Annotated in this window: 19 protein-coding genes; 4 read left to right on the top strand and 15 right to left on the bottom strand. The window is 45.3% G+C overall.

Annotated features, from left to right (window positions below; all coding sequences use genetic code 11):
• Nucleotides 1–11: 11 nt before the first annotated feature.
• From MHH89_RS24990 to MHH89_RS24980, 3 genes are all read right to left on the bottom strand, one after another.
• Nucleotides 12–1520, bottom strand: a complete 1509-nt coding sequence (locus MHH89_RS24990) for an MDR family MFS transporter (protein ID WP_076124409.1) — start codon at nt 1518–1520, stop codon at nt 12–14.
• Nucleotides 1521–1550: 30 nt separating this feature from the next.
• On the bottom strand, nt 1551–2105 hold the full coding sequence (locus tag MHH89_RS24985) for a GNAT family N-acetyltransferase (protein WP_341088399.1): 555 nt from the start codon (nt 2103–2105) through the stop codon (nt 1551–1553).
• 184 nt (nt 2106–2289) lie between these two features.
• Complete coding sequence (locus tag MHH89_RS24980) at nt 2290–2571, bottom strand: hypothetical protein (RefSeq protein WP_341088398.1); 282 nt, start codon at nt 2569–2571, stop codon at nt 2290–2292.
• Nucleotides 2572–2799: 228 nt separating this feature from the next.
• Here MHH89_RS24980 and MHH89_RS24975 point away from each other — a divergent pair, with 228 nt between their 5' ends.
• Nucleotides 2800–3279 (top strand): GAF domain-containing protein, encoded by a 480-nt coding sequence (locus MHH89_RS24975; RefSeq protein WP_036676791.1) that lies wholly within the window; start codon nt 2800–2802, stop codon nt 3277–3279.
• An 81-nt stretch (nt 3280–3360) separates the two neighbouring features.
• On the opposite strand, the gene MHH89_RS24970 is transcribed toward MHH89_RS24975, so the two are convergent.
• From MHH89_RS24970 to MHH89_RS24960, 3 genes are all read right to left on the bottom strand, one after another.
• Nucleotides 3361–5793: a glycogen/starch/alpha-glucan phosphorylase gene (locus MHH89_RS24970; protein WP_036676789.1), complete on the bottom strand. Its 2433-nt coding sequence runs from the start codon at nt 5791–5793 to the stop codon at nt 3361–3363.
• A 100-nt stretch (nt 5794–5893) separates the two neighbouring features.
• Entirely contained in the window at nt 5894–6997 is a 1104-nt protein-coding gene (gene glgD, locus MHH89_RS24965) for a glucose-1-phosphate adenylyltransferase subunit GlgD (protein ID WP_036676786.1), read from the bottom strand.
• Between the two features lie 122 nt (nt 6998–7119).
• The gene (locus MHH89_RS24960) at nt 7120–8283 is read right to left on the bottom strand and encodes a glucose-1-phosphate adenylyltransferase (RefSeq protein WP_076275458.1); all 1164 of its coding nucleotides are present in this window, start codon (nt 8281–8283) and stop codon (nt 7120–7122) included.
• 475 nt (nt 8284–8758) lie between these two features.
• Here MHH89_RS24960 and MHH89_RS24955 point away from each other — a divergent pair, with 475 nt between their 5' ends.
• The 3 genes from MHH89_RS24955 (at nt 8759) to MHH89_RS24945 (ending at nt 11717) form a co-directional block, all read left to right on the top strand.
• Nucleotides 8759–9442, top strand: a complete 684-nt coding sequence (locus tag MHH89_RS24955) for a response regulator transcription factor (protein ID WP_038568592.1) — start codon at nt 8759–8761, stop codon at nt 9440–9442.
• Entirely contained in the window at nt 9439–11022 is a 1584-nt protein-coding gene (locus MHH89_RS24950; RefSeq protein ID WP_076124414.1) for a sensor histidine kinase, read from the top strand. The genes MHH89_RS24955 and MHH89_RS24950 overlap by 4 nt, the downstream gene beginning before the upstream one ends.
• A gap of 128 nt (nt 11023–11150) precedes the next feature.
• On the top strand, nt 11151–11717 hold the full coding sequence (locus MHH89_RS24945) for an FAD-dependent oxidoreductase (protein WP_076124415.1): 567 nt from the start codon (nt 11151–11153) through the stop codon (nt 11715–11717).
• A 390-nt stretch (nt 11718–12107) separates the two neighbouring features.
• Here the strand turns inward: MHH89_RS24945 and galU are convergent, their stop codons facing one another.
• The 9 genes from galU to MHH89_RS24900 all read right to left on the bottom strand — a co-directional run bounded on the left by galU (nt 12108) and on the right by MHH89_RS24900 (nt 20691).
• Nucleotides 12108–13028: a UTP--glucose-1-phosphate uridylyltransferase GalU gene (galU, locus tag MHH89_RS24940; RefSeq protein WP_175619984.1), complete on the bottom strand. Its 921-nt coding sequence runs from the start codon at nt 13026–13028 to the stop codon at nt 12108–12110.
• A gap of 18 nt (nt 13029–13046) precedes the next feature.
• On the bottom strand, nt 13047–14033 hold the full coding sequence (locus MHH89_RS24935; RefSeq protein WP_076138397.1) for a glycosyltransferase family 2 protein: 987 nt from the start codon (nt 14031–14033) through the stop codon (nt 13047–13049).
• 78 nt (nt 14034–14111) lie between these two features.
• On the bottom strand, nt 14112–16241 hold the full coding sequence (locus tag MHH89_RS24930) for a glycosyltransferase family 39 protein (protein ID WP_340397698.1): 2130 nt from the start codon (nt 16239–16241) through the stop codon (nt 14112–14114).
• Nucleotides 16242–16447: 206 nt separating this feature from the next.
• The gene (locus tag MHH89_RS24925; RefSeq protein ID WP_076279654.1) at nt 16448–16993 is read right to left on the bottom strand and encodes a DUF1697 domain-containing protein; all 546 of its coding nucleotides are present in this window, start codon (nt 16991–16993) and stop codon (nt 16448–16450) included.
• A 28-nt stretch (nt 16994–17021) separates the two neighbouring features.
• Nucleotides 17022–17840, bottom strand: a complete 819-nt coding sequence (locus tag MHH89_RS24920) for a phosphotransferase family protein (RefSeq protein ID WP_076186267.1) — start codon at nt 17838–17840, stop codon at nt 17022–17024.
• Between the two features lie 14 nt (nt 17841–17854).
• The gene (locus MHH89_RS24915) at nt 17855–18151 is read right to left on the bottom strand and encodes an antibiotic biosynthesis monooxygenase family protein (protein WP_340397696.1); all 297 of its coding nucleotides are present in this window, start codon (nt 18149–18151) and stop codon (nt 17855–17857) included.
• Nucleotides 18152–18169: 18 nt separating this feature from the next.
• Nucleotides 18170–18796, bottom strand: coding sequence for a hypothetical protein (locus tag MHH89_RS24910; RefSeq protein WP_340397695.1), 627 nt, complete (start codon nt 18794–18796; stop codon nt 18170–18172).
• Between the two features lie 23 nt (nt 18797–18819).
• Nucleotides 18820–19338 carry a DJ-1/PfpI family protein gene (locus tag MHH89_RS24905; protein WP_340397694.1) on the bottom strand — a complete coding sequence of 173 codons (519 nt, stop codon included), beginning with the start codon at nt 19336–19338 and terminating at the stop codon, nt 18820–18822.
• A gap of 240 nt (nt 19339–19578) precedes the next feature.
• The gene (locus MHH89_RS24900; RefSeq protein ID WP_076303404.1) at nt 19579–20691 is read right to left on the bottom strand and encodes a GerAB/ArcD/ProY family transporter; all 1113 of its coding nucleotides are present in this window, start codon (nt 20689–20691) and stop codon (nt 19579–19581) included.
• Nucleotides 20692–20783 lie beyond the last annotated feature (92 nt).

Here is a 20783-nt window from a genome sequence, read left to right as displayed (position 1 = left end):
TACCTAATAAGTTATGCCTTTTTCAAGGACGATGAAGCATCCTCTACTGAAGGCACACCCTTGCGCAAACCCCAGGAAATTATCAGCGACAAAACAGCGAAAACTGCCATTACGATAAATAATGAATGAAGACCACCTTCAAGGGCATCACGCAGACTGTTTGATACTTCCCCAGACAGGTTGGTTCCTGCATGTGATCCAAGCAGCTTATTAATATCATCTCCTGAGATGTTCGAATCTGGTTGTTTTCTTAACAGCTTATCAATATTCAAGTTCAGCCAGGAACCAAAAATAGCCACCCCAACAGTCTGTCCTAAAGAACGCGTGAACGCATTAAGCGCTGTAGATGCTCCCCGTTGCTCATACGCAACAGAGGACTGCGCGATAATCGTAAAGACTGTAGAAGAATACCCAAAGCCAACTCCACAGACCAGCATCAAGCATAAGAGCAGCAGCTGTGAAGACTCCCCTGTTAAGAAAGCCAGGCCAATAGCCCCCGCAGCGATCATAATCAACCCAAGCATTGCGGTTCGACGCGAACCCGCTTTTAGAATCATCCGCCCTCCGGCGATCGAACCAAACATCCAGCCTACCGACATCGGCGCCAGTAGCAAACCTGAGATGGCGGCGCTTTTTCCGGATACACCCTGCACCCATAATGGCACATACGTAGAAAGCCCAATAATTAATGTGCTTACCAGCAGGTTAGCCCCAGTAGACACCGCTATGTTGCGGTTCGAGAATAGACCCAGCGGCAACATAGGTTCAGGAGCACGACGCTCCACAAAGAAAAATAAAACTAGCAGGATAACAGCCACACTTAGAGTTGCAATTAGCAGTGGGGATGTCCACTCCAGATTCTGTCCTCCTGTGGAGAGACCGAAGAGTAATGCGCCCATACCAGCAGCGAATAGCAGCACCCCTGCCACATCAATTTGTGCTTTCCGACGTACCTTCTCTTCCTTCAAATAACGGGCAATAAATACCATTGCTAGTAAACCAAATGGCAGATTAAAGACAAATACCCAGCGCCAGCTTAGGTAATCTACAACATATCCTCCAAGAAGAGGGCCTACCAAAGAGGAAATCCCCCATACAGAGCTAAGTAATCCTTGTGTCTTCGCTCTCTCCTCAATACTGTAAATATCCCCGATGATTGTAAAGGTCATTGGAATGAGCGCACCCGCGCCAATCCCCTGTATTGCCCGGAACAGGATCAGCTGTTCCATACTTTGCGAAATACCGCATAATAATGAGCCTAATAAAAAAACAGCTGCCCCCCACATGAACACCGGCTTGCGTCCAAAGAGGTCACTGATTTTGCCGAAAATAGGAGTAGTAATAGCCATTGCCAGCAAATAAGAAGTGAATATCCAGCTAAGCCACTGCATTCCCTGAAATTCACCTACGATAGCTGGACCCGCTGGTCCTGTTACCGTTCCTTCAATCGCAGCCAGAAAGGTAGCTAGCAGCACCCCTATCAGTATTAATTTACGTTCTAAATCCCCTGTTGACTTCAATGTTCCAAACCCTCTCTTTATGTAATAAAATCATTGCCATTCCCCACGCAGAAGCGCATGTAGAGTCACATCCTGAAAGCCGGAAGGGGTCTGGCGATATTGACGCAGTATACCTTCCTTCTGAAAGCCGAGCGTTTGAACCAGCCTCTCCGCACGATTATTAGCAGGATGACACAGCGCTTCTATCCGATTCAGCCCCATCCTATTGAAGCCGAAGTTGAGCACTAAACCAAGCGCTTCTTTCATATATCCAAGCCCCCAAAAGGCAGGCGCCAGATCGCAGCCAATTTCCCCGCGGTAAGCTCCCTGTAACTGCCAATAGTTATACCCGCAGCTCCCTATAACTTCACCTCCGGGTCCTACAATACTCCAGCGTAAGCTGTCCTCTTCCTGAGCCATCTGTGATAAAAATGCAATCAGTTGCTTAGTCTCTTCGATAGAGGATAATGCTGGAGCCCCCAGCCAGCGGGTGACCTCTGGATGAGACCAGACCTGATATAATGCTGAAGCATGTTCAGTAGTCATAGCACACAGCTTCACTCTACTGCCGACCAGTGTAGGTATCACTCCATTGCAGATATACAAGTCTCTGCCCCCCTTCAACTTATCAATTATACATCATTCAAGAGTATATCCTTAAGATAAAAGTTCTAAATTCTTTAACATTGAAAAGAACAAATTCTATGTGTTAACGTAAAAAGACGTCTGCAACAGGGAGCAAACACTCCCTAAATACAGACGCTTTTTATTAAACTTAACTACAATGATTTCATTCCGTTTCATGAATAACTTCACTGCATAACACCTGAAGTTTGGCGCGAATATCCTTGAACTCTTCAATTCCAGTCCCCGTAATACTGTACCCTTCGGTATGGGCAGTCAGAAAGTTGTCCAGTGTCAGCTTTTCCAATTCCTGTTTCACTTCGCGTTCTCCTACACGATACCCCAGATCTTCAAGTCCGAGCAGCATCTCTGAGATCGTCACATCTTTATCCCGTGCACAATAAAGCATATGAATTCCTATGAACAAGTTCTGTACATCAGCGCGCATATTCCACCTCTTCCGGCTATATAGCCTTCGGTATTTATACTAGCATTACCCTCTGACCGATCCTCGGAAACATTATTGTAGCTGTTCCGCATTTCATGGACTTCAAGGAACATTCCATATTGTTACAGATTGGTATTGTCGCTTGACGTATCATGTCTAGCTGTACTATGTTGATAATTACAGTTAGGATTTCATATTTGAATTTAAAGTACAGGAAGGTGATGCTTCATGTTTCAAGCTATGCCTTACGATGGAACACGCAACGAGCAGTTTGAAGCGGTTCTAATCCAACTAGAAGCATTAGTAAAGGACGAACCAAGTGCTACGGCCAACCTGGCCAATGCTTCGGCACTGCTTAAACACGCTATGCCGGATACGAATTGGGCCGGTTTTTATTTATTTGATGGCAAGGAGCTTGTGCTCGGGCCTTTCCAAGGTCTTCCTGCCTGCATCCGCATCCCGTTGTCTCGTGGAGTCTGCGGAACGGCTGCTGCGGAACGACGCACGTTAGTAGTTGGAGATGTGCATGCATTCCCGGGACATATCGCCTGTGACGCCGCTTCAAACAGCGAAATTGTTGTCCCGCTGATCAAGGATGATCGTTTGCTTGGCGTACTCGACATCGACAGTCCGCTGAAAGATCGTTTTGATGATGAGGAACGCCGGTTCCTGGAGCGGTTCGCAGCCCTGGTATCGGAAGTTATCTAAAGCAGCTCTATAGAGCATAAGAAATAGGCTGTCTCATTTGTAGGAATCTCCTACTTATAAGACAGCCTATTCTTGTTGAGCCTATAGCCGTACCGGACTGATATTCCAAATCTCCGCCGCGTAGCGGCTAATCGTGTTATCACTTGAGAATTTACCGGAATGACCAATATTTATAATAGACTTTTTCAGCCACTCCTGACGGTTGCGGTATGCCCGGTCAATCTCGACATGAGTCTCGACATAACTTGCGAAATCCTTAAGCACAAAGAATTCATCGTTATTATCCAAAAGAGAATGGAAAATGGTCTCAAACTCCGCACCATGACAGCATATAGGTCCCGGATTAACCAACTGATCCAATACTTCCTTCACACGGCTATCCCCATTGTAGATATCACGTGCGTGATAGCCGCCATGCTGATAATAATCCATTACCTGCTCAGCACGAAGACCGAACAGGAACATATTGTTGTCCCCTACCATCTCATGCATTTCCACGTTAGCACCGTCCATCGTACCTACGGTTAATGCACCGTTCATCATAAACTTCATATTCCCCGTGCCGGAGGCCTCTTTACTCGCAGTAGAGATCTGTTCACTAATATCCGCAGCAGGAATGATCTTCTCGGCCAAGGATACCGAATAATTCTCAAGGAAAAAGATACGGATCTTGCCTTTAACATCCGGATCCTTGTTGACAGCCTCCGCCACAGTATTGATCAGCTTGATAATTCGCTTCGCCAAATGATAGCTTGGTGCCGCCTTTGCTCCGAATATAAATGTGCGCGGTACCATATCCATCGAAGGATTATCTTTGATTTGGTTGTACATATGCAGAATATGCAAAATATTTAGCAGCTGCCGCTTATAAGCATGCAGGCGCTTCACCTGGACATCAAAAATAGAGTCGGGGTCTACATGTACCGAATGCTTGCTGTAGATGTATTCAGCCAACTTGAGCTTATTCCGCCGTTTAATGCTGGCCACTTGTTCCTGGAAGGATGCATCCTCACAATATTTAATCAAGCCAATCATCTCTTGCGGATGGCTCATCCAGCGGGTTCCTATCGATTGATTGATAAGGTTAGCCAGATCCGGATTGGCATGCATCAGCCAGCGCCGGTGAGTAATCCCATTCGTCTTATTATTGAAGCGGTGCGGGTACATTTCATTAAAGAGCCGCATTTCGCGTTTCATCAATATTTCTGTATGCAGCGCTGCTACCCCATTGACACTATGGCTCGCCACAATCGCCAGATGAGCCATGCGAACCTGATCGTCATGAATAATTGCCATCTGTGAAATCCGGTCCTGATCACCGGGATAACGACTCATCAGCTCGCCGCAGAAGCGGGCATTGATCTCTTCAATAATAAGAAAAATACGTGGAAGCAAGTCCCTGACCATTTGAATAGGCCATTTCTCCAGGGCTTCGCTCAAGATCGTATGATTTGTATAGGACACCATACGAGTTGTAATACTCCACGCTTCATCCCATCCTAATCCATGTACATCCATCAGAATCCGCAGCAATTCAGGAATTACAAGCGTCGGATGTGTATCATTGATATGAAGTGCAACCTTGTCGGGCAGCGATTGTATAGGGAGTCCAAGCTTTCCAAAGGTTCGCAGAATACTTTGCAGGCCAGCGCTGCAGAGGAAGTATTGCTGCTTCAACCGCAACAGCTTGCCTTCGTATTGAGAGTCATCCGGATACAGGAACTCCGAGATGGATTCTACGGAACGTTTATATTCCAGGAATTTATGATAGTCTGATCCGGCAAAAGAGCCAAAGGTTCTGGTAGGCTGGGTGATGGACTCCGCGCTCCAGTTGCGCAGTGTATTCACATGCCGCCGATCTGCACCAATGATAGGCACATCATACGGAACTGCACGAACGGCCTCATATTGACTATGCTCAAAGATAAGCCGCCCGTTCTCCTCCCGAGTCTCAATCACGCCCCAGAACCTTACTTCTACCTGCTTGTCTTCACGACGCACTTCCCATACATTATCATTTTGCAGCCAGTAATCGGGCAGTTCCACCTGATACCCGTCAACGATTTTCTGCTCGAACAGGCCGTATTTATAACGTATGCCGCAACCATGCCCCGCATATTGCAGGGAGGCCAGTGAATCCAAGAAACAAGCAGCTAGACGTCCAAGTCCTCCATTGCCAAGCCCAGCGTCGGCTTCTACCTCCTCAATATCCTGCAGCGAGAAACCAAGATCGGCCAATCCCTCACGCACGACCTCCAGCACGCCCATATTCAGCAGATTGTTCCCCAGAAGTCTTCCGATCAGAAACTCCATAGAAAAATAGTATACCTGCTTATCCTTATCCGTCTTGTACTTTTGATTGGTATCCGCCCAATTTTTCCCGGCATTCTCGCGAATCATGTTGCCTAATATTTTATAGACATCAGCATTCGAGGCTTCCTCCAAAGGTTTGCCCAATTTGCTGATGAGCGTCTCGCGAAACACCTGTTTGAAAGTTTCTTTATCGTTAAACAACAGCAGGTTCCTCCTGACAAAAGCTTTTTTTAGGGATGCATTAGACTATGCCTGTAGATCAGATAGGTTATACTGTTTCGTTTCATCTAATCCAGTTGGTTTATATTTTGCTGCTCTTGGCGATGACAAATGGACGTTTACTATCCCCGACGAGAATTCGATTCTTACTTAAATGTACGTCCTTATCCATGATCACATTCTCAATAACAGCATCTTCCTCTATAATGCACTTCTGCATAATTACAGAGTTGATGATCTTCGCTCCTTTACGTACCTGAACCCCACGAAAGATCACGCTGTTCTCCACCGTTCCCGCTATAATGCAGCCGTTAGCCACCAGTGAATTGCTGACATTTGCGCTCTCTAAATATCGGGTAGGAGCCTCATATTTAATCTTCGTCTGTACTGGACTTTCTTTGAACAGACTAAAGTAATTCTCCTGCTGAAGCAGCTCCAGACTATTCTTATAATAGCTTTCCAATGAATTAATTACGGCATGATAGCCATGATACTCATAAGCAGCGATTTTGAATTTATGGCGGTTTTTCTGAATGACATCACGGAAAAAGTAGCTCTCCCCATGTGCAATGCAATGTTCCACCTGCTCCAGGAACAGTTTTTTCTCCATAATGAAGATATCGAGATATAAATTGGGATGATCCTTCTCATGATGGATATTGGTCACATTATTCTCTTCGTCCACTTCAATACGCTGGCATAACTCATGCTCTGGCTGCAATTGCTCTATTTTTTTGTATACTACTGTAACATCGGCACCCTTCTCCAAATGGTAGCTGTACAAGTCCTGGAGATCGATAGTATTAATATGCTGGCTGCCGGAAAACACAATATATTTTGCAGATCCCCGTTTAAAAAGATCCAGATTATTATGATAATGCTGAAGGTCGCCAAGAGAAGTATCGGTGGGATCATTCCAGTCCGGAGGCAAAATAAATAGTCCCCCATGCTTGCGATTCATATCCCAAGATTTCCCGTCACCCAAATGGTCCATTAAAGAACGGTATTTACGGCGAACAAACAGGCCCACGCTCTCCAGATCCGCACGCATCATATTGGAAAGCACGAAATCTATCAACCGATAACGACTGGCAAAAGGTACGGCTGCACCACAGCGGAAATAAGTGAGTTCATTTAGTTTATCGAGTTCATGATCCAGATTAATTACACCCATGAGTTGCTTCATCGGAATCCACCGTCCTCTTATAATTTATAAGAAAGTATAAGTTTCACTATATACTTTATCCTTATAAATCTCGCATAAACGCTTACCGTCCCTAGAAGGACGCCGAAGGCGTTTTAGCTTGATTATATGGTTTTGGCCACAGCTGATTTACGTTTCTTGCTTTTATTGTCGATCAGCAGAATTTCGTTCTCGTTCTCCCGCTCGATGCCTATTTCCATATAATCGTCGATTATCGTATTCTCACTAATAATCGCTTTATGAATGCGTACGTTCTTACCAATCTTAACCTTAGGCATAATTACGGAGTCCGTAATCACACTGCCTTCACCTACCTCTACGCCATAAAAAAGAACCGAGTGCTTCACTTCACCATGCACAATGCAGCCTTCATTAATAATGCATCCTGACACTTTCGCCCCAGGCGCGACATATTGGGCAGGTTGATTCGGATTACGTGTAAATATGCGCCAGCTGGGATCATTTAGATTAAGCGGTGGATTATCGCTCAGTAAATCCATATTCGCTTCCCACAGGCTTGCTACCGTACCAACGTCTCTCCAATACCCTTCAAAAGGGTACGCAAATAAAGAGTTCCCATCTTCCAGCATCAAAGGAATGATATCTTTACCAAAATCGTGAGATGACCCTATATTCTCTCCGTCCTCCAGCAAATGCTTGCGGAGAATTTCCCATTTAAAGATGTACACACCCATAGAAGCTAGCGTGCTTTTTGGCTGTGCAGGCTTCTCTTCAAATTCGTAAATTTTCAGATCGTCCTCCGTATTTAAGATTCCAAATCGACTTGCTTCCTCCAGCGGAACGTCAATCACAGAAATCGTGCAATCTGCGTTTCTCTCCTTGTGGTATTGCAGCATAGCATGATAATCCATTTTATAAATGTGATCACCGGATAGAATAAGAACATGCTCGGGGTCGAACTGATCTACAAATTTAAGATTTCGATAAATCGCATCGGCTGTTCCCCGATACCAGCTGCTTCCATTCTCACGTTCATGCGGTGGCAATACGAATACTCCACCATTCTTACGGTTCAAATCCCAATCACTGCCTACTCCGATGTAAGAATGTAGTATAAGTGGCTCATACTGTGTCAATACACCAACAGTATCAATACCCGAGTTGGAGCAGTTACTTAAAGGAAAGTCGATGATCCGATAAGTGCCCCCAAAATAGACAGCGGGCTTGGCAAGCGATTTGGTTAAACCTTTCAATCTTTTGCCTTGGCCTCCAGCCAATAGCATGGCTACCATTTCTTTTTTCTTCATGGAAAAGCCTCCCTTGACTTATGGGTAATATAAAGTTCAGCAAACCTAGGATGAATGAACAGAATTCCAAAAAGAAGTGAATTAGAAAAGAAATACACCAGAAAGAAATGAGCCTTGATAGGAAGATGACAAAGTTGAAAAAACGAGGAAGGAAATTTTACACGTTCGGATGATCTAACCTAAAATAGGGAGAGCATTCTCCAAAATCAGGAGCCTGAATCAGGAGATTATCCTTATTGTAAAGTGTTCTATATTCTTCGTCAAAACCCTTTATCGCAATTCCGAAAATCCGGAATTTTTAACCCTGTTTGTCATTAAACACGTTAATATTCCTTATAACTAGATTAACCAATTTAAAGCCATGTGAAAGAAATTCACTCATTTATTCTAGAAAAAGAATCATTCGGTCTTCAGCAAACATTCAACCGGATATGGCATAATGAAGCTATCTATCACCGATTTGGAGGAACCTATGATGAAAGCAGTACAAGGAGTTCGACTTCTGCTCGTAGATGATGAGCCTCATATATTACAGTTCCTGGAGCTGGGTCTCCTTAACGAAGGTTTTGAAGTACGAACCGCGTCGGACGGGCTAAGCGCCATTTCGATTGCAGCTGAATTCAAGCCCCATGTAGCTATCCTGGATGTTATGATGCCGGGTATGGATGGATTCGAGGTATGTCACTATCTGCGCTCAGAAGAGACAGAGGTAGCTGTCATCATGCTTACTGCAAAAGACGAAGTGGATGATCGCGTAAAAGGACTATCTATTGGTGCTGACGACTATATGGTCAAGCCCTTCAGCTTTGATGAATTACTAGCGCGGATCCAAGCGCGGCTGCGGAATCAGTTTCCGGGGCTGCTAGGTGAGGTCCGCTGCGGTCCTTTCCGAATTGACAGTCGGCGAAAGGAAATTCGCTTCAGGGAGGAAGTACTTGAACTCTCCCCTACGGAATACGAGTTATTACAGTATCTCGTTATCAATCACGGCCTTGTACTCAGCAAGCCTATGATTCTTGATAAAGTGTGGGGCTATGATTTTGGCGGTGAGGAAAATATTGTTGAGGTCTATATCCGTTCGCTTCGTGAGAAGCTCGGAGATAAGGAGCACCGTATTATCCGTACCCTGCGGGGTGCAGGCTACCGGGTGGATCTATGAGCACTCCCATCTTCAGATGGCTTCGCAGACTGCCTGCACCACGTTCCTTGCGTAAACAGCTGCTTGCCACATCGCTGCTTATTCTATCAGGATTGCTGCTGCTAATTGGAGTCTTACAATATATCCTTATGCGAGATTTTATATACAGCAATAGAGCCGAGTCTATGGAAGCGCAAATACGTTCTGTCCCCCGTGAGATGTTTTTTAACTTTTTTAATTCCTATGACGAGGACAGCACAGGTATAAATGACACGAACAACGAGTTTAACAGCAATTTCCCGTTGGAAAGAGAAGACATGAATAAAATGCCAAGTGGGCTGCGAACTGGCGAGAACCGGCGCCCGCTTCTGCTTGATGCCCATACAACTCTCGCCATGTACAGCTCGGATGGCACCTTCAGGGATTTACAGCAATTAACCCTCTCAGATATAGCAGCACCCAGGCTGACCAATGAGCAATACGATGCGCTGCTGATTCACACCACGGATAGGGCAACAGGAAATTACAAGCTCATCCAAGCTGAAGACGGAACTGAACATCTAGCTATATTCATGAATCTTTATAGACCTGGAAATACTAGATTGCTGCTGCAAATGAGTGTGAGCACAGGGCCATTGACGGATGTGATAATGCAGCAGCTGCTGATCTACGCAGGTTTGTCAGTGATTGCTTTATTGACTGGATTATTCCTATACTTACCGGCCCTGCGAAAGACGTTAGTTCCTCTATCTAATATGGGAGAATCGGCTGAGATCATTAATGCCGGTAATTTGGACATTCGGTTTCCAGTTGACCAAGGACAGGCCGAGATCGACAAGCTTGCTCATTCATTCAATGGTATGCTCGAACGTCTCGAAATATCCTTTCATAATGAACGGGAGGCCAAGGAGCAGATGCGCAGGTTCGCTGCCGATGCTTCCCACGAGCTTAGAACTCCGCTTACCTCAATACACGGTTTTCTTGAGGTCTTGCTGCGGGGCGCCGCCGATAATAAAGAACAGTTATATAACTCGTTGCGAAGCATGCATGGTGAATCGAAACGGATCAACAAGCTGGTCGAGGATCTGCTACTGCTCGCTCGAATGGATGGAGCTCCACAACTGCAGATGACTGATCTGATTCTCAGCGAGGTAATTCACGAAATGAAGCCGCATCTGCTTTTGCTCGCAGATCAACGGAAAGTTACATTTGATATTTCCTATGGCATCCGTGGTAAATATGATCCCTATAAGCTCAAGCAGGTGATTCTGAATCTGTTCCACAATGCAGTTCAGCATACCGATGCCACGACAGGGAGCATTCATCTCTCTTTACAAGCGGAAGGAAATCAAGCTCTATTAAGCGTGCGGGATAATGGCTACGGAATTGCCGCGGAGCATATCCCACATATCTTTGATCGATTCTACCGCAGTGATTCCTCTCGCACACGTAAATACGGCGGATCAGGGTTGGGTCTCTCCATCACAAAATCTATTGTCGAGGCACATCACGGCAAGATTAGTGTAAATAGCACCGTTGGCGAGGGGACAACGTTTACGGTTAGTCTGCCTTGCGAGGAAGGATTAGCCAAGGAAGAGTAACAACCGTTATAATTAAGAGGAACTGGAGCATCGCTCCACAAAACTTAAGCGTATGCTTTCGTTGCCAGTTTTGCTATGTAGTCCATTCTAAGGAGCATCGCTCCACAAAACTTTTAGGAGGTAAATACATGTACGAAATCGCCGTAATTGGCGCCGGTCCTGCCGGTGCAAGCGCAGCCCTGTTCGCCGCCAAGGCGGGCAAAAAAACGCTGCTGATCGACAACGATAAGGGCATGACCCGCAGAGGTTGGTTTGAGAACTTTTATGGAATTTCCGAAGTAGGTGGTCCTGAGCTGGTCGAAACCGGCCATAAGCAAGCCGTTAAATTTGGCGCTGAGCTGGTTTCCGAACAGGCTATCAACCTCACCTCCAGCGGCAATGGTTTTGTCATTGAAACTGAAGATGGAATTATCTATGAAGCAAAACATGTCATTCTTGCCACCGGCGCCCTTACAGATCTAGCTGCCAAAGCTGGTGTGGAGACTAAGGATGGTACAGAGCCAAGAATCAAAACTGTAGTAGCCGTTGATGCTGAAGGCAAAACGAATATCGCAGGTATTTGGGCTGCTGGTACTGTTGCTGGAGTAAGTGTACATGCCATTATTACCGCAGGCGATGGTGCGAAGGTAGCTATTAATGTAATTAGCGAGTTAAATGGTACGCGTTACGTTGATCATGATGTGCTGAAAGCTTAATCTATACTCAAAACATAAATCCGGAGGATGATTCTTAGGAATCGGTCTTTCGGATTTTTTCGTCACCCAGGAGAAACAAGTTACGAAATTTTAAAATAACTGCACTTGATGCAGCTATTTCATACAATAACACCCACACGGCTGTTTTAAGTGTATTTTATGCAACTAAAAACAGGCTAACTGAGCATTCTAGCTAAAATGTAAAGATATAGATGTATCAAGTGCAACTAAATCGATTTGCAGCTGTCCCCCCATACTTTTAATTGTATAAAGTACACTTATTTGCTCGTCCCTCACCGTCCTTTGAACACCACACGCAAAAAAACTGCTTCAAAACCTCATCCCAACACCGAAGCCGATGTTATGATCGTTTGAAACAGTTCCTCTCCCTCAACTGTGTATACTCCAATGCAAGGAATCCACTTCTTCTTCTCTTCCCTTAAGACTAGCAGCCAGCTCCTGCAAATACGGAACCAATAATGGGCGCAAATCCTCCCGCATCAAACCTACCTCCAGCGTGGCTTTAATGTAACCAAATTTATCACCAATATCATAACGTTTGCCGATTAAATCCAGCGCCAGCAAGCCTTCTTGCCGGGATACCTCGTGCAAAGCATCCGTCAGTTGATATTCACCGCCCGCTCCACGTTTGAGGTTAGCCAGCACTGAGAATATCGAAGGCTCTAAAATGTATCGCCCCATAATGGCGTATTCTGAAGGTGCTGTTTCAGGCGAGGGCTTCTCTACCAGTCCTTTTACTTCATGAACTCCATTTAGTGAGCCGCTGGAGGCTATAATCCCATATTTGTTAACCTCCTGCCGTGGCACCTGCTGCACACCGACGATAGTCTGCTCCTCTTGCTCATACAATCTCATCATCTGCAGCAGCGCCGGGTCCTCCGAAACCATAATATCGTCACCAAGCAAAACAGCAAAAGGTTCATCACCGATAAATTGTTCCGCACAAAGGATGGCATGGCCTAGTCCCAGCGGCTCTTTTTGCCTAATGTAATGGATGCTCGCTAGCTCACTGATTAGCTGTACTTCACGAAGTAGATCCTCTTTCCCTTTTTCCAAAAGCGTCTGCTCCAGCTCCACCGATTTATCAAAATGATCTTCAATCGACTTCTTATTGCGGCCGGTCACGATGATAATACTTTCAATACCAGAGCGGACGGCTTCTTCTACGATATATTGAATCGCTGGTTTATCCACAATGGGCAGCATTTCTTTTGGCTGAGCCTTAGTGGCAGGCAGGAAACGAGTGCCTAAGCCCGCGGCGGGAATGACAGCTTTTCTAATCTTCATCATGAATCCCTCCCTTGCAGTTTATTTACGGAGATGGGTCACAGGGTGCTCACGAATGTTCTTTTGCTGCCCCTTACCTTCATAGAACTCTTGGACAATATAAAGCGGACGTCCCTTAGTTTCGTCATAAATCCGGCCGACATATTCACCTAGTATTCCTAGCATAATGAGTACAAATCCGTTGAAGGTCAGCGTAATTCCAATCATCGAAGCCCAGCCCTTAACAACTGAGTCTGTAAAAATCACCAGGTACAAAACATACATAAGGTACAGAAAACCAGAAGCCGACAGCAGTGCGCCCAAATATCCTGCCAGCTTCAGCGGCTTATAGGAAAAGGAGGTAATTCCGTCCAAAGAGAGCTTGATCATACGTTTTAGTGGATATTTAGTTTCCCCCGCCAGACGTTCATCCCGTTCATATTCAATCGCCTTCTGACGGAAACCAACCCAGCTGACCAGTCCGCGCACGAAACGGTTTTTCTCCGGTAGACGTTTGAGCTCTTCGCAGACCCTACGATCTATAAGCCGAAAATCACCCGTATCCACAGGGATAGAAATATCGGTTGAATAACGCAGAATTCTATAAAAGAGGCTGGCCGTCCACTTTTTGAATAAGGATTCACCATTACGCTTCACCCGTTTAGCATATACAACTTCGTACCCCTTCTTCCATTCCGCAATCATGTCCAAGATCAGCTCAGGCGGGTCTTGCAAATCAGCATCAATAATGACAACTGCATCCCCAAGGGCATAGTCCATTCCGGCAGTAATAGCGATCTGATGTCCGAAGTTACGTGACAAATCGATCAGCTTCACACTCTCATCCCAATAGCTATATTCCTCGATCATCTGGGCACAGTTGTCGGTGCTGCCGTCATTCACGAAGATCAGCTCATACACTTCCTCCGTCATTGCCATCACTTTTTTAATACGGCGATACGTTTCCTGAATGACTGCCTCTTCATTAAACATCGGTATAATAATGGAATAGCGCACGTTGATACTCATGAGCAGCTCCTCCTTTAATTTGAATGCTGAAGCGTGCCTGCAAATGTATTAGCACGCTTCGTACTCTAAAACACTGAACTAGTTAACTGTAACTTTGTATAACGTTCCGCTGTTACCAGCATCGTTTCCTGCCCAATCCGCTGCTGGAACCTCTGTACCATTGTCGGTAATCCAGGTAGATAGCGTAGAGTTCCCTCCACGTCCCCCCCCCATACCGCCGCTGCTCAGCAGGAAGTATTTCACCTTTCCACTCTCTACTAACGCCTCTAGGGTATCTGTGGTATATACTGTGTCCGAATTGGAAAACCCGTTCAGAATAACAACCGATGCCCCCTTATCGACGATATAAGGAGCTGCTGTGCCATAATCCAATACGGCAAACAGATAAGGCTCCCCAGTATTATTTTCCTCCAGATAGGACAACAGACTCTCATTCGCACTTGTGGCGCTATTACGTCCAAAGTTGCTAGAATTGCCGCCCATTCCTCCTCTGCCCTCACTGCTGCCTGGTCCTGCTTCAGGGGTTTGACTGTTCAGGCCATAAGTAATTGGGGTAGCTGCCCAGTAGAGCGGGCCAATTAACAATACTAGTACAGCAACAATACTTGCCGAGAAAACAAATGGCTTCTGTTTGCCTTTAAGAACGACCAGCACCAGAGAAACAACTATACCGGCAGCCAGAATACCAATCGACCAGCCACTGCCAATCGTATCGTCATAAGGATGAATAATGTACCACTGAAAAGCTGCTGTAACCAGCGTTGCAACTGGTAATAGCCATGACAGCCAACCAGAGTGCTCGCGATACAGACTCCAGAGCTTTGACCAGCCTGCACCGACCAGCGCGGCTATCGGCGGAGCCATCATCACCAGATAATATTGATGGAAGAATCCCGCAATACTGAAGAATCCCATCACCGGCACCAGCCATGCTAACCAGAATAGAGCTTCTTTATGCCCTTGCGTAAAGTTCCTTCTCCGCAGATTAGCGAATAATCCAATACAACCAAACAATACAAAAGGCAGCAGCCAGCTTGCCTGACCTGACAGCTCTGATTGGAACAGGCGCAGTGGACCTGCGGTTCCAGTATTGAACATTCCTCCACCGCCGCCATTCATGCCGCCGCGTTGTCCTTGGCCCCCACCTTCACCACCAAATTGCCGGTTTTGATTATCTGTTCCACCGCCGGGTGGTTGCCCTGGAGAACCTCCATCATCGGCGCCATTTTGACTGTCTGAGGTTGAATTTATACCTTGCCGACCCGAAAATGCTCCACGTCCGCTATCCGTACCATTTTCAGCATCTGCCCCGTTCATAGCGGGTCTTTCACCGTTCATAGCTGGCATCTCGCCATTCATGTTCGGCATCTCACCATCATTCATTGAAGGCATTCCACCTCCGCCACCACCTGTCCCCCGATCACCCGTCAATCGGGCGACACCATTATAACCAAAGGCAAGATTGAGCACGGAGTTAGTACCGCTGCTGCCGATATAAGGTCGTTTACTAGCGGGAATTGAATCCACTATCACTGCCCAGGATAACGAGACCACGAGTAATATAGCTGTCGAGGCCGCTAATACTCCGGTTTTCCGCTTCCAGTTCACTTTCGCAGCCAAGACATAAAAGAGATAAAATGCCGGCAAAACCATATAAGCCTGCAGCATCTTCTCATTAAACCCAACACCGATTAAAGCAAATGCGGCAAGGAGACTGCCCAGCTTATTACTCTTCGTTCCTTTAAATAAAAACCAAACCGCCAACAGTAACGTGAATACTAACAGAGCATCAATATTATTCGTCCGGCTAACAGCCGCCGCTACTGGAGTTGTTGCCATGGCCAGCGCTGCTAAACGTGCTGCTGCTTTACCAAAGGTAGGTTTTACCAGAAGGTATACGAGCAACACGGAGCCCACGCCCCCAAGCGCCTGAGGTAAAATCACACTCCAGCCATGCAGCCCGAAAATGAGTGCGCTAAGAGTCTGAATCCAAAAGGTGACTGGTGGTTTATCCACCGTGACTGAACCTGCAGAGTCGAGTGAAGCGAAGAAGAAATTATGAAAGTTTTGCAGCATACTTCCCACAGCAGTGGTGTAGTATGTATTCACATAGTGGTCATTCCAAACTCCATAACCGTACAAAAAAGCAGCGAGTATTAAAATGAGCCACAGTATAAGATCCGAGCTTATTTTTCTAGCAAAACTCATCTCCATTTCACTCCTATCCCTTGATCATTCTATATGCCGGCAGTTCTGTAACTCCGGCCCAAGCTTTCCGTAGGTGTATTATTTCATCCATACCTTAACTCTCAATGAGTGCAAGCTGAATGTTTGCTGAATAAATGAGGCTGCCGGCACGCAAAAAAGACCCCACAATGTGGAGCCTTTCGGTACCCTGTTCAATCCAAACTATGTTATTCCATCTTGCCTATGGCAACAAGCTTATTCACCGTGTTCCAGTTGCGTGCGGTAATGGGCATCCCGAGTATTTTGTCAAAAGGGACTTTAAAAAGCGACGATTGGCTCACACTGACCTCATATAATATATACATCTCTCTGCCGACAAAATGCACTTTATCCGGTCCATTCTCATAAGTGCGCAGTTTATCCAATGCTTCCGCTGAAGGCTCGGCTGGTAAAAAAGTAACATACCATCTTTTGAATTCCTCTGGCTCGGACAGCTGAAAGGGATCGTTAGCGATCACATTCTCCATTTCTGCTAAAGTACGGATAATAACAGAGACCTCGAATCCAAAAACCTCATGAATCTGACGTTCAATGACTCCGCTAAGCAGGCTCACCGAACCTTCATCACTCTCAAACACGACATTTCCGCTCTGAATATACGTTCGTACATTTGCAAATCCAAGCGCTTGAAACATCGCCTTCAGGTCCAACATTTTAATAATTTTGTTCCCGCCCACGTTAATTCCACGCAGCAGCGCTATATAGGTAGTCATAGAATACGCCTCCGTTTTTGTGCCATGATCAGCTTACCTCTGCGGCTAAGGTGTGTAGACGTTTACGAACTTCTTTTACCAGCAGCTCCTTCTCTGGAGGCGAAAGCCCCTCCACCAGACGTGCGGCAGCGATCGGCAAAATCCAGCGGTCTACGTCCTCATAAGTGTGTCCTGATAATCTGAGATACTCTTGAATGTATCCCTTAGTTAATCTTTTTCTTATAAAACCTAACATTAATTTGGAGAAGGCCGAAGCTCCCGGAGGCATAGCTCCCAAACTGAACATCACTACGGAACGCGCAGCATCTCCAGCAGGTTCTCCCACTACACCCGTCATCCAGTCGATCACCCAGAGCTGTTCATCCATAAGCACATTGTCGGGATGAAAATCCCCATGACATAAACGAGTGCCTTCCGGCAGCTTCTCCAGATACTTCAAAATGACGGATTTTTCCTCTTCGCTCAGCATAGGGGCAACCATGATCTGACTTTTCAGCATATCCTTTTGCTGGCCGATTTCCTCTGTAGTTTCAAGCTTATGTAAATCACAATGAAGCCCCGCCATCAGCCTGGCATATTGGGTAACTTTCCAAGGCTTCTCACCCATCACCTTTAGTAAAGAGGGACCCTGAATTTGTTGAAAAACGATACCTTGTCGATTCTGTTCAGAAATAAGCTCAAAAGGCTGGGGGGTCCGAACACCCCGCGCATGTACAAACTGGCTGATTTTATATTCCCGGCTGACGTGTTGCTCTGCTATATCCTCCCGGTACAATTTAAGAATCCTCTGATCGTCATGCTGCCAGATCTCCGCTGTTCTGCCTTCCCCAACAAGCTTCGCCTTCATTCGGCATCCTCCATTTAGTCCAGATTAATGCGGGTAAAATGCTCAACTACCGGAAATGGGTCGTAGTAATGGTGAAGGAGTGCTTTCCATTCCTGATATTGGCTGGATTCTCTAAACCCAACAGTGTGGTCTTCAAGCGTTCTCCACTTCACCAGCAACAGATACTTATGATCCTCCTCCAAGCAATGTTGTAATTCATGGCCCATATAACCTTCTATCGAGGAGATTAAGCTTGATGCCTCCTTGAAGCTTTGCTCAAATTCAGTAGTCAAACCAGGCTTCACTTGCAGCATCGCAGCTTCCAAAATCACACTCATCATCTCCTAAAGTTATGGATTTAAAGCATCCCGGAAAAATTCATGATAGAAATTAATGATGACCAGCAGTATTGCTAGTGACTCGTTGACACTGCCTACCTCCAGCGAATGATTGGCATCATCGATTCTATACACCTTCAAATGATTCAGCCCACTAATTTCACCAGAATGCTCTTCACCAAATAAGGGGTCACTGCCACCATAAATTATGGTACCCCGACTCCGCTGAATCAGCGGAACCGCCTCAGGCAACGGGGTGATATATAGATGAGACGTCTTCTTCTGTATTTCTAGCTCATCAGCTATTCTACCTGCAATAACAGCTCCCATGCTTTTACTTATAAAAAGAAACCTCTTATAATCCGGCAGAGAAGCAATCACGGCTTTACATTCCTCAATGATAATACTCATTTCTTCACGCTTGAAATCCACCCTAGCACTCTGGTAACCATATTCTAAAAGCAGAACATCACAATTATGCTCCCGGGCAGCTTTAGCCGCATAATCCAGCAGAGAGCGATCAGCTGAATAATTTTTACCCGGAAAAATAACAGCCAGCGTTTTGGAACCTTGGGTGATATATTTATGTTTAACCTCTCTACCCCAATAAGAGGACATAATGATATTGCTAACGTTCATACATGTTTCCCCTCTTCTACTCCTTAGACGGATTTAAAATGTTTAAAGAAATCTATCGTTTCTTGCAAATCTGCCTCATCTTTATAGATACTCATTACTCGCCCAATTTCAAGCGCAAAATCTACATATCCATTCGGCTTAGCGGTAATGATTGTTCCATCGACAACGACGTTAGATACGCCGGATTCATTGTCCACATAAACCTTACCATCCAGTACTCCGGCTGCCTTAAGAATGGATACCCCACCGCAAATGCCCGCGATGACTTTGCCTGCTCGATTCAGGCTTCTGATTAAATCTAATAGAGCCTCCTGCCCTATTAAATTATCTGTTTCCCCACCAGGGATAATCAATAAATCTATGGTGCTAACGTCCACATTTTCAACCAATACGGATGGATTCACAGAAAAACCCTCGCAGGAGATTAACGCCTTATCTTCCAAACTTAAGGTATAAACCTCACCCTTTGTTTTCATAAAATAAGCTGCCAATGTAACCTCAAACTGCACAAAGCTATCATATATAAGAATATATGTATTCAATGATGGATCAGCTCCCCTGTTCTCAAAAAAAGTAACCTCTATTCTATGTATCTATCATTATAGCATCATCGCCCTCTCCTGAAACTTACGGACTCAGAGGACGCTAATCAATAACAACTATGCGCTCCGCTAAGATTCCGAATGTGGGATTTCACCTAATTACTCATAACAAAAAGGACACAAGCATCCCAACAGCCACCTTTTATGGCTCACGAGACACCTGTATCCTCCTATTTAGAGCTATTGCTGCGACTGCGGCGCTATCTGTTTATTTTTACCTCGGCTCACAACAATTTCAGCGCAAATCCATAATATCAACGGAATAATCACCTGGAAAGGAAAGGCGTATATTTTATAAATATGGTAAGAGAAATAGTACATTTCCATAATATCCTTGTACACAAAATCCGCAAAATAGATCATGAGTAGTCCCATCTGAAGCACAACGGAGCGGTAACTCTTGAGCTTGAATACTTTAGCTACTCCAATGCAAGATACGTAAAGGCATAAACTTCCTTTTATAAATGTTGTGATTACAAAAGCCACTGCCGATGACGCTTCAATTCGGGTCAAAAAATCTCCTACATTAATACGCCCTGCAGACACATAAGCCGGAAAATATAAACTAGACAAGACCTCAGGACCCAGCATCAATAGGTTCCGTAGTGTAGCCATAATAATAATTGCCCCAGCAATCGCTACACCACCAAATAATACCTTCTTCGCTGAGCTCTTCTTCGATAAATTACCGAATACCCCCAGAAAGACTACAACCTCTGCAAATGGAAAAGAAAATGTGCCCAGCGTATCGTTAAATAATGGCTTCCAGCCTTTATCCAACAGCGGAAGTAAGTGATGATATTCCATTTTGGAAAAAGCTAAGGTGACAATGACTAGATTAACAAATATTGCGAACAGTAATAGAAGCTTAGAACTTCTCCCCAGCACTTCAATCCCAGCCTTAACTATCCATATACACAACAGTCCAAGACATGCCATAGGTGCTATCATTGGTGTTTCGGTTAAAGTAACGGATCTACTGAATTCTCCAAAAACCCTAAGAATTAGTGTCCCTAGATGAAAGGTATACCAAATATAGAGACAAGAAATGATTCGACCCAAGACGCCTCCAAACACGGTAATCAACATATCAAATAGATCCTTGCCTGGTAATAAGATGTGTAGTCTGGCATATATCAGCAGCAGTGGGACCACCAGTACCATGGCTAATAATACGGCGATCCAGTTACTGTTACCGGATTCTCCCGGCACACCCATAAATATTGAAGTCCCCATAATAAACAAGACAGCAATACTAATAGCATGCCCTGTTGATACGATCTCTTTGTTCATACTCTATTCTCCCTTAGGCTTGTCCCCTAAAATAGCATCTTAATCCAGTGTTCTAGGTATGGTGAAGGACTAGGGAGTGACCATCTCATTGC

It is taken from the genome of Paenibacillus sp. FSL H7-0323 (assembly GCF_038002725.1).
GTDB lineage: Bacteria > Bacillota > Bacilli > Paenibacillales > Paenibacillaceae > Paenibacillus_AQ > Paenibacillus_AQ odorifer.
This window is presented reverse-complemented; position numbering and strand designations above follow the sequence as displayed.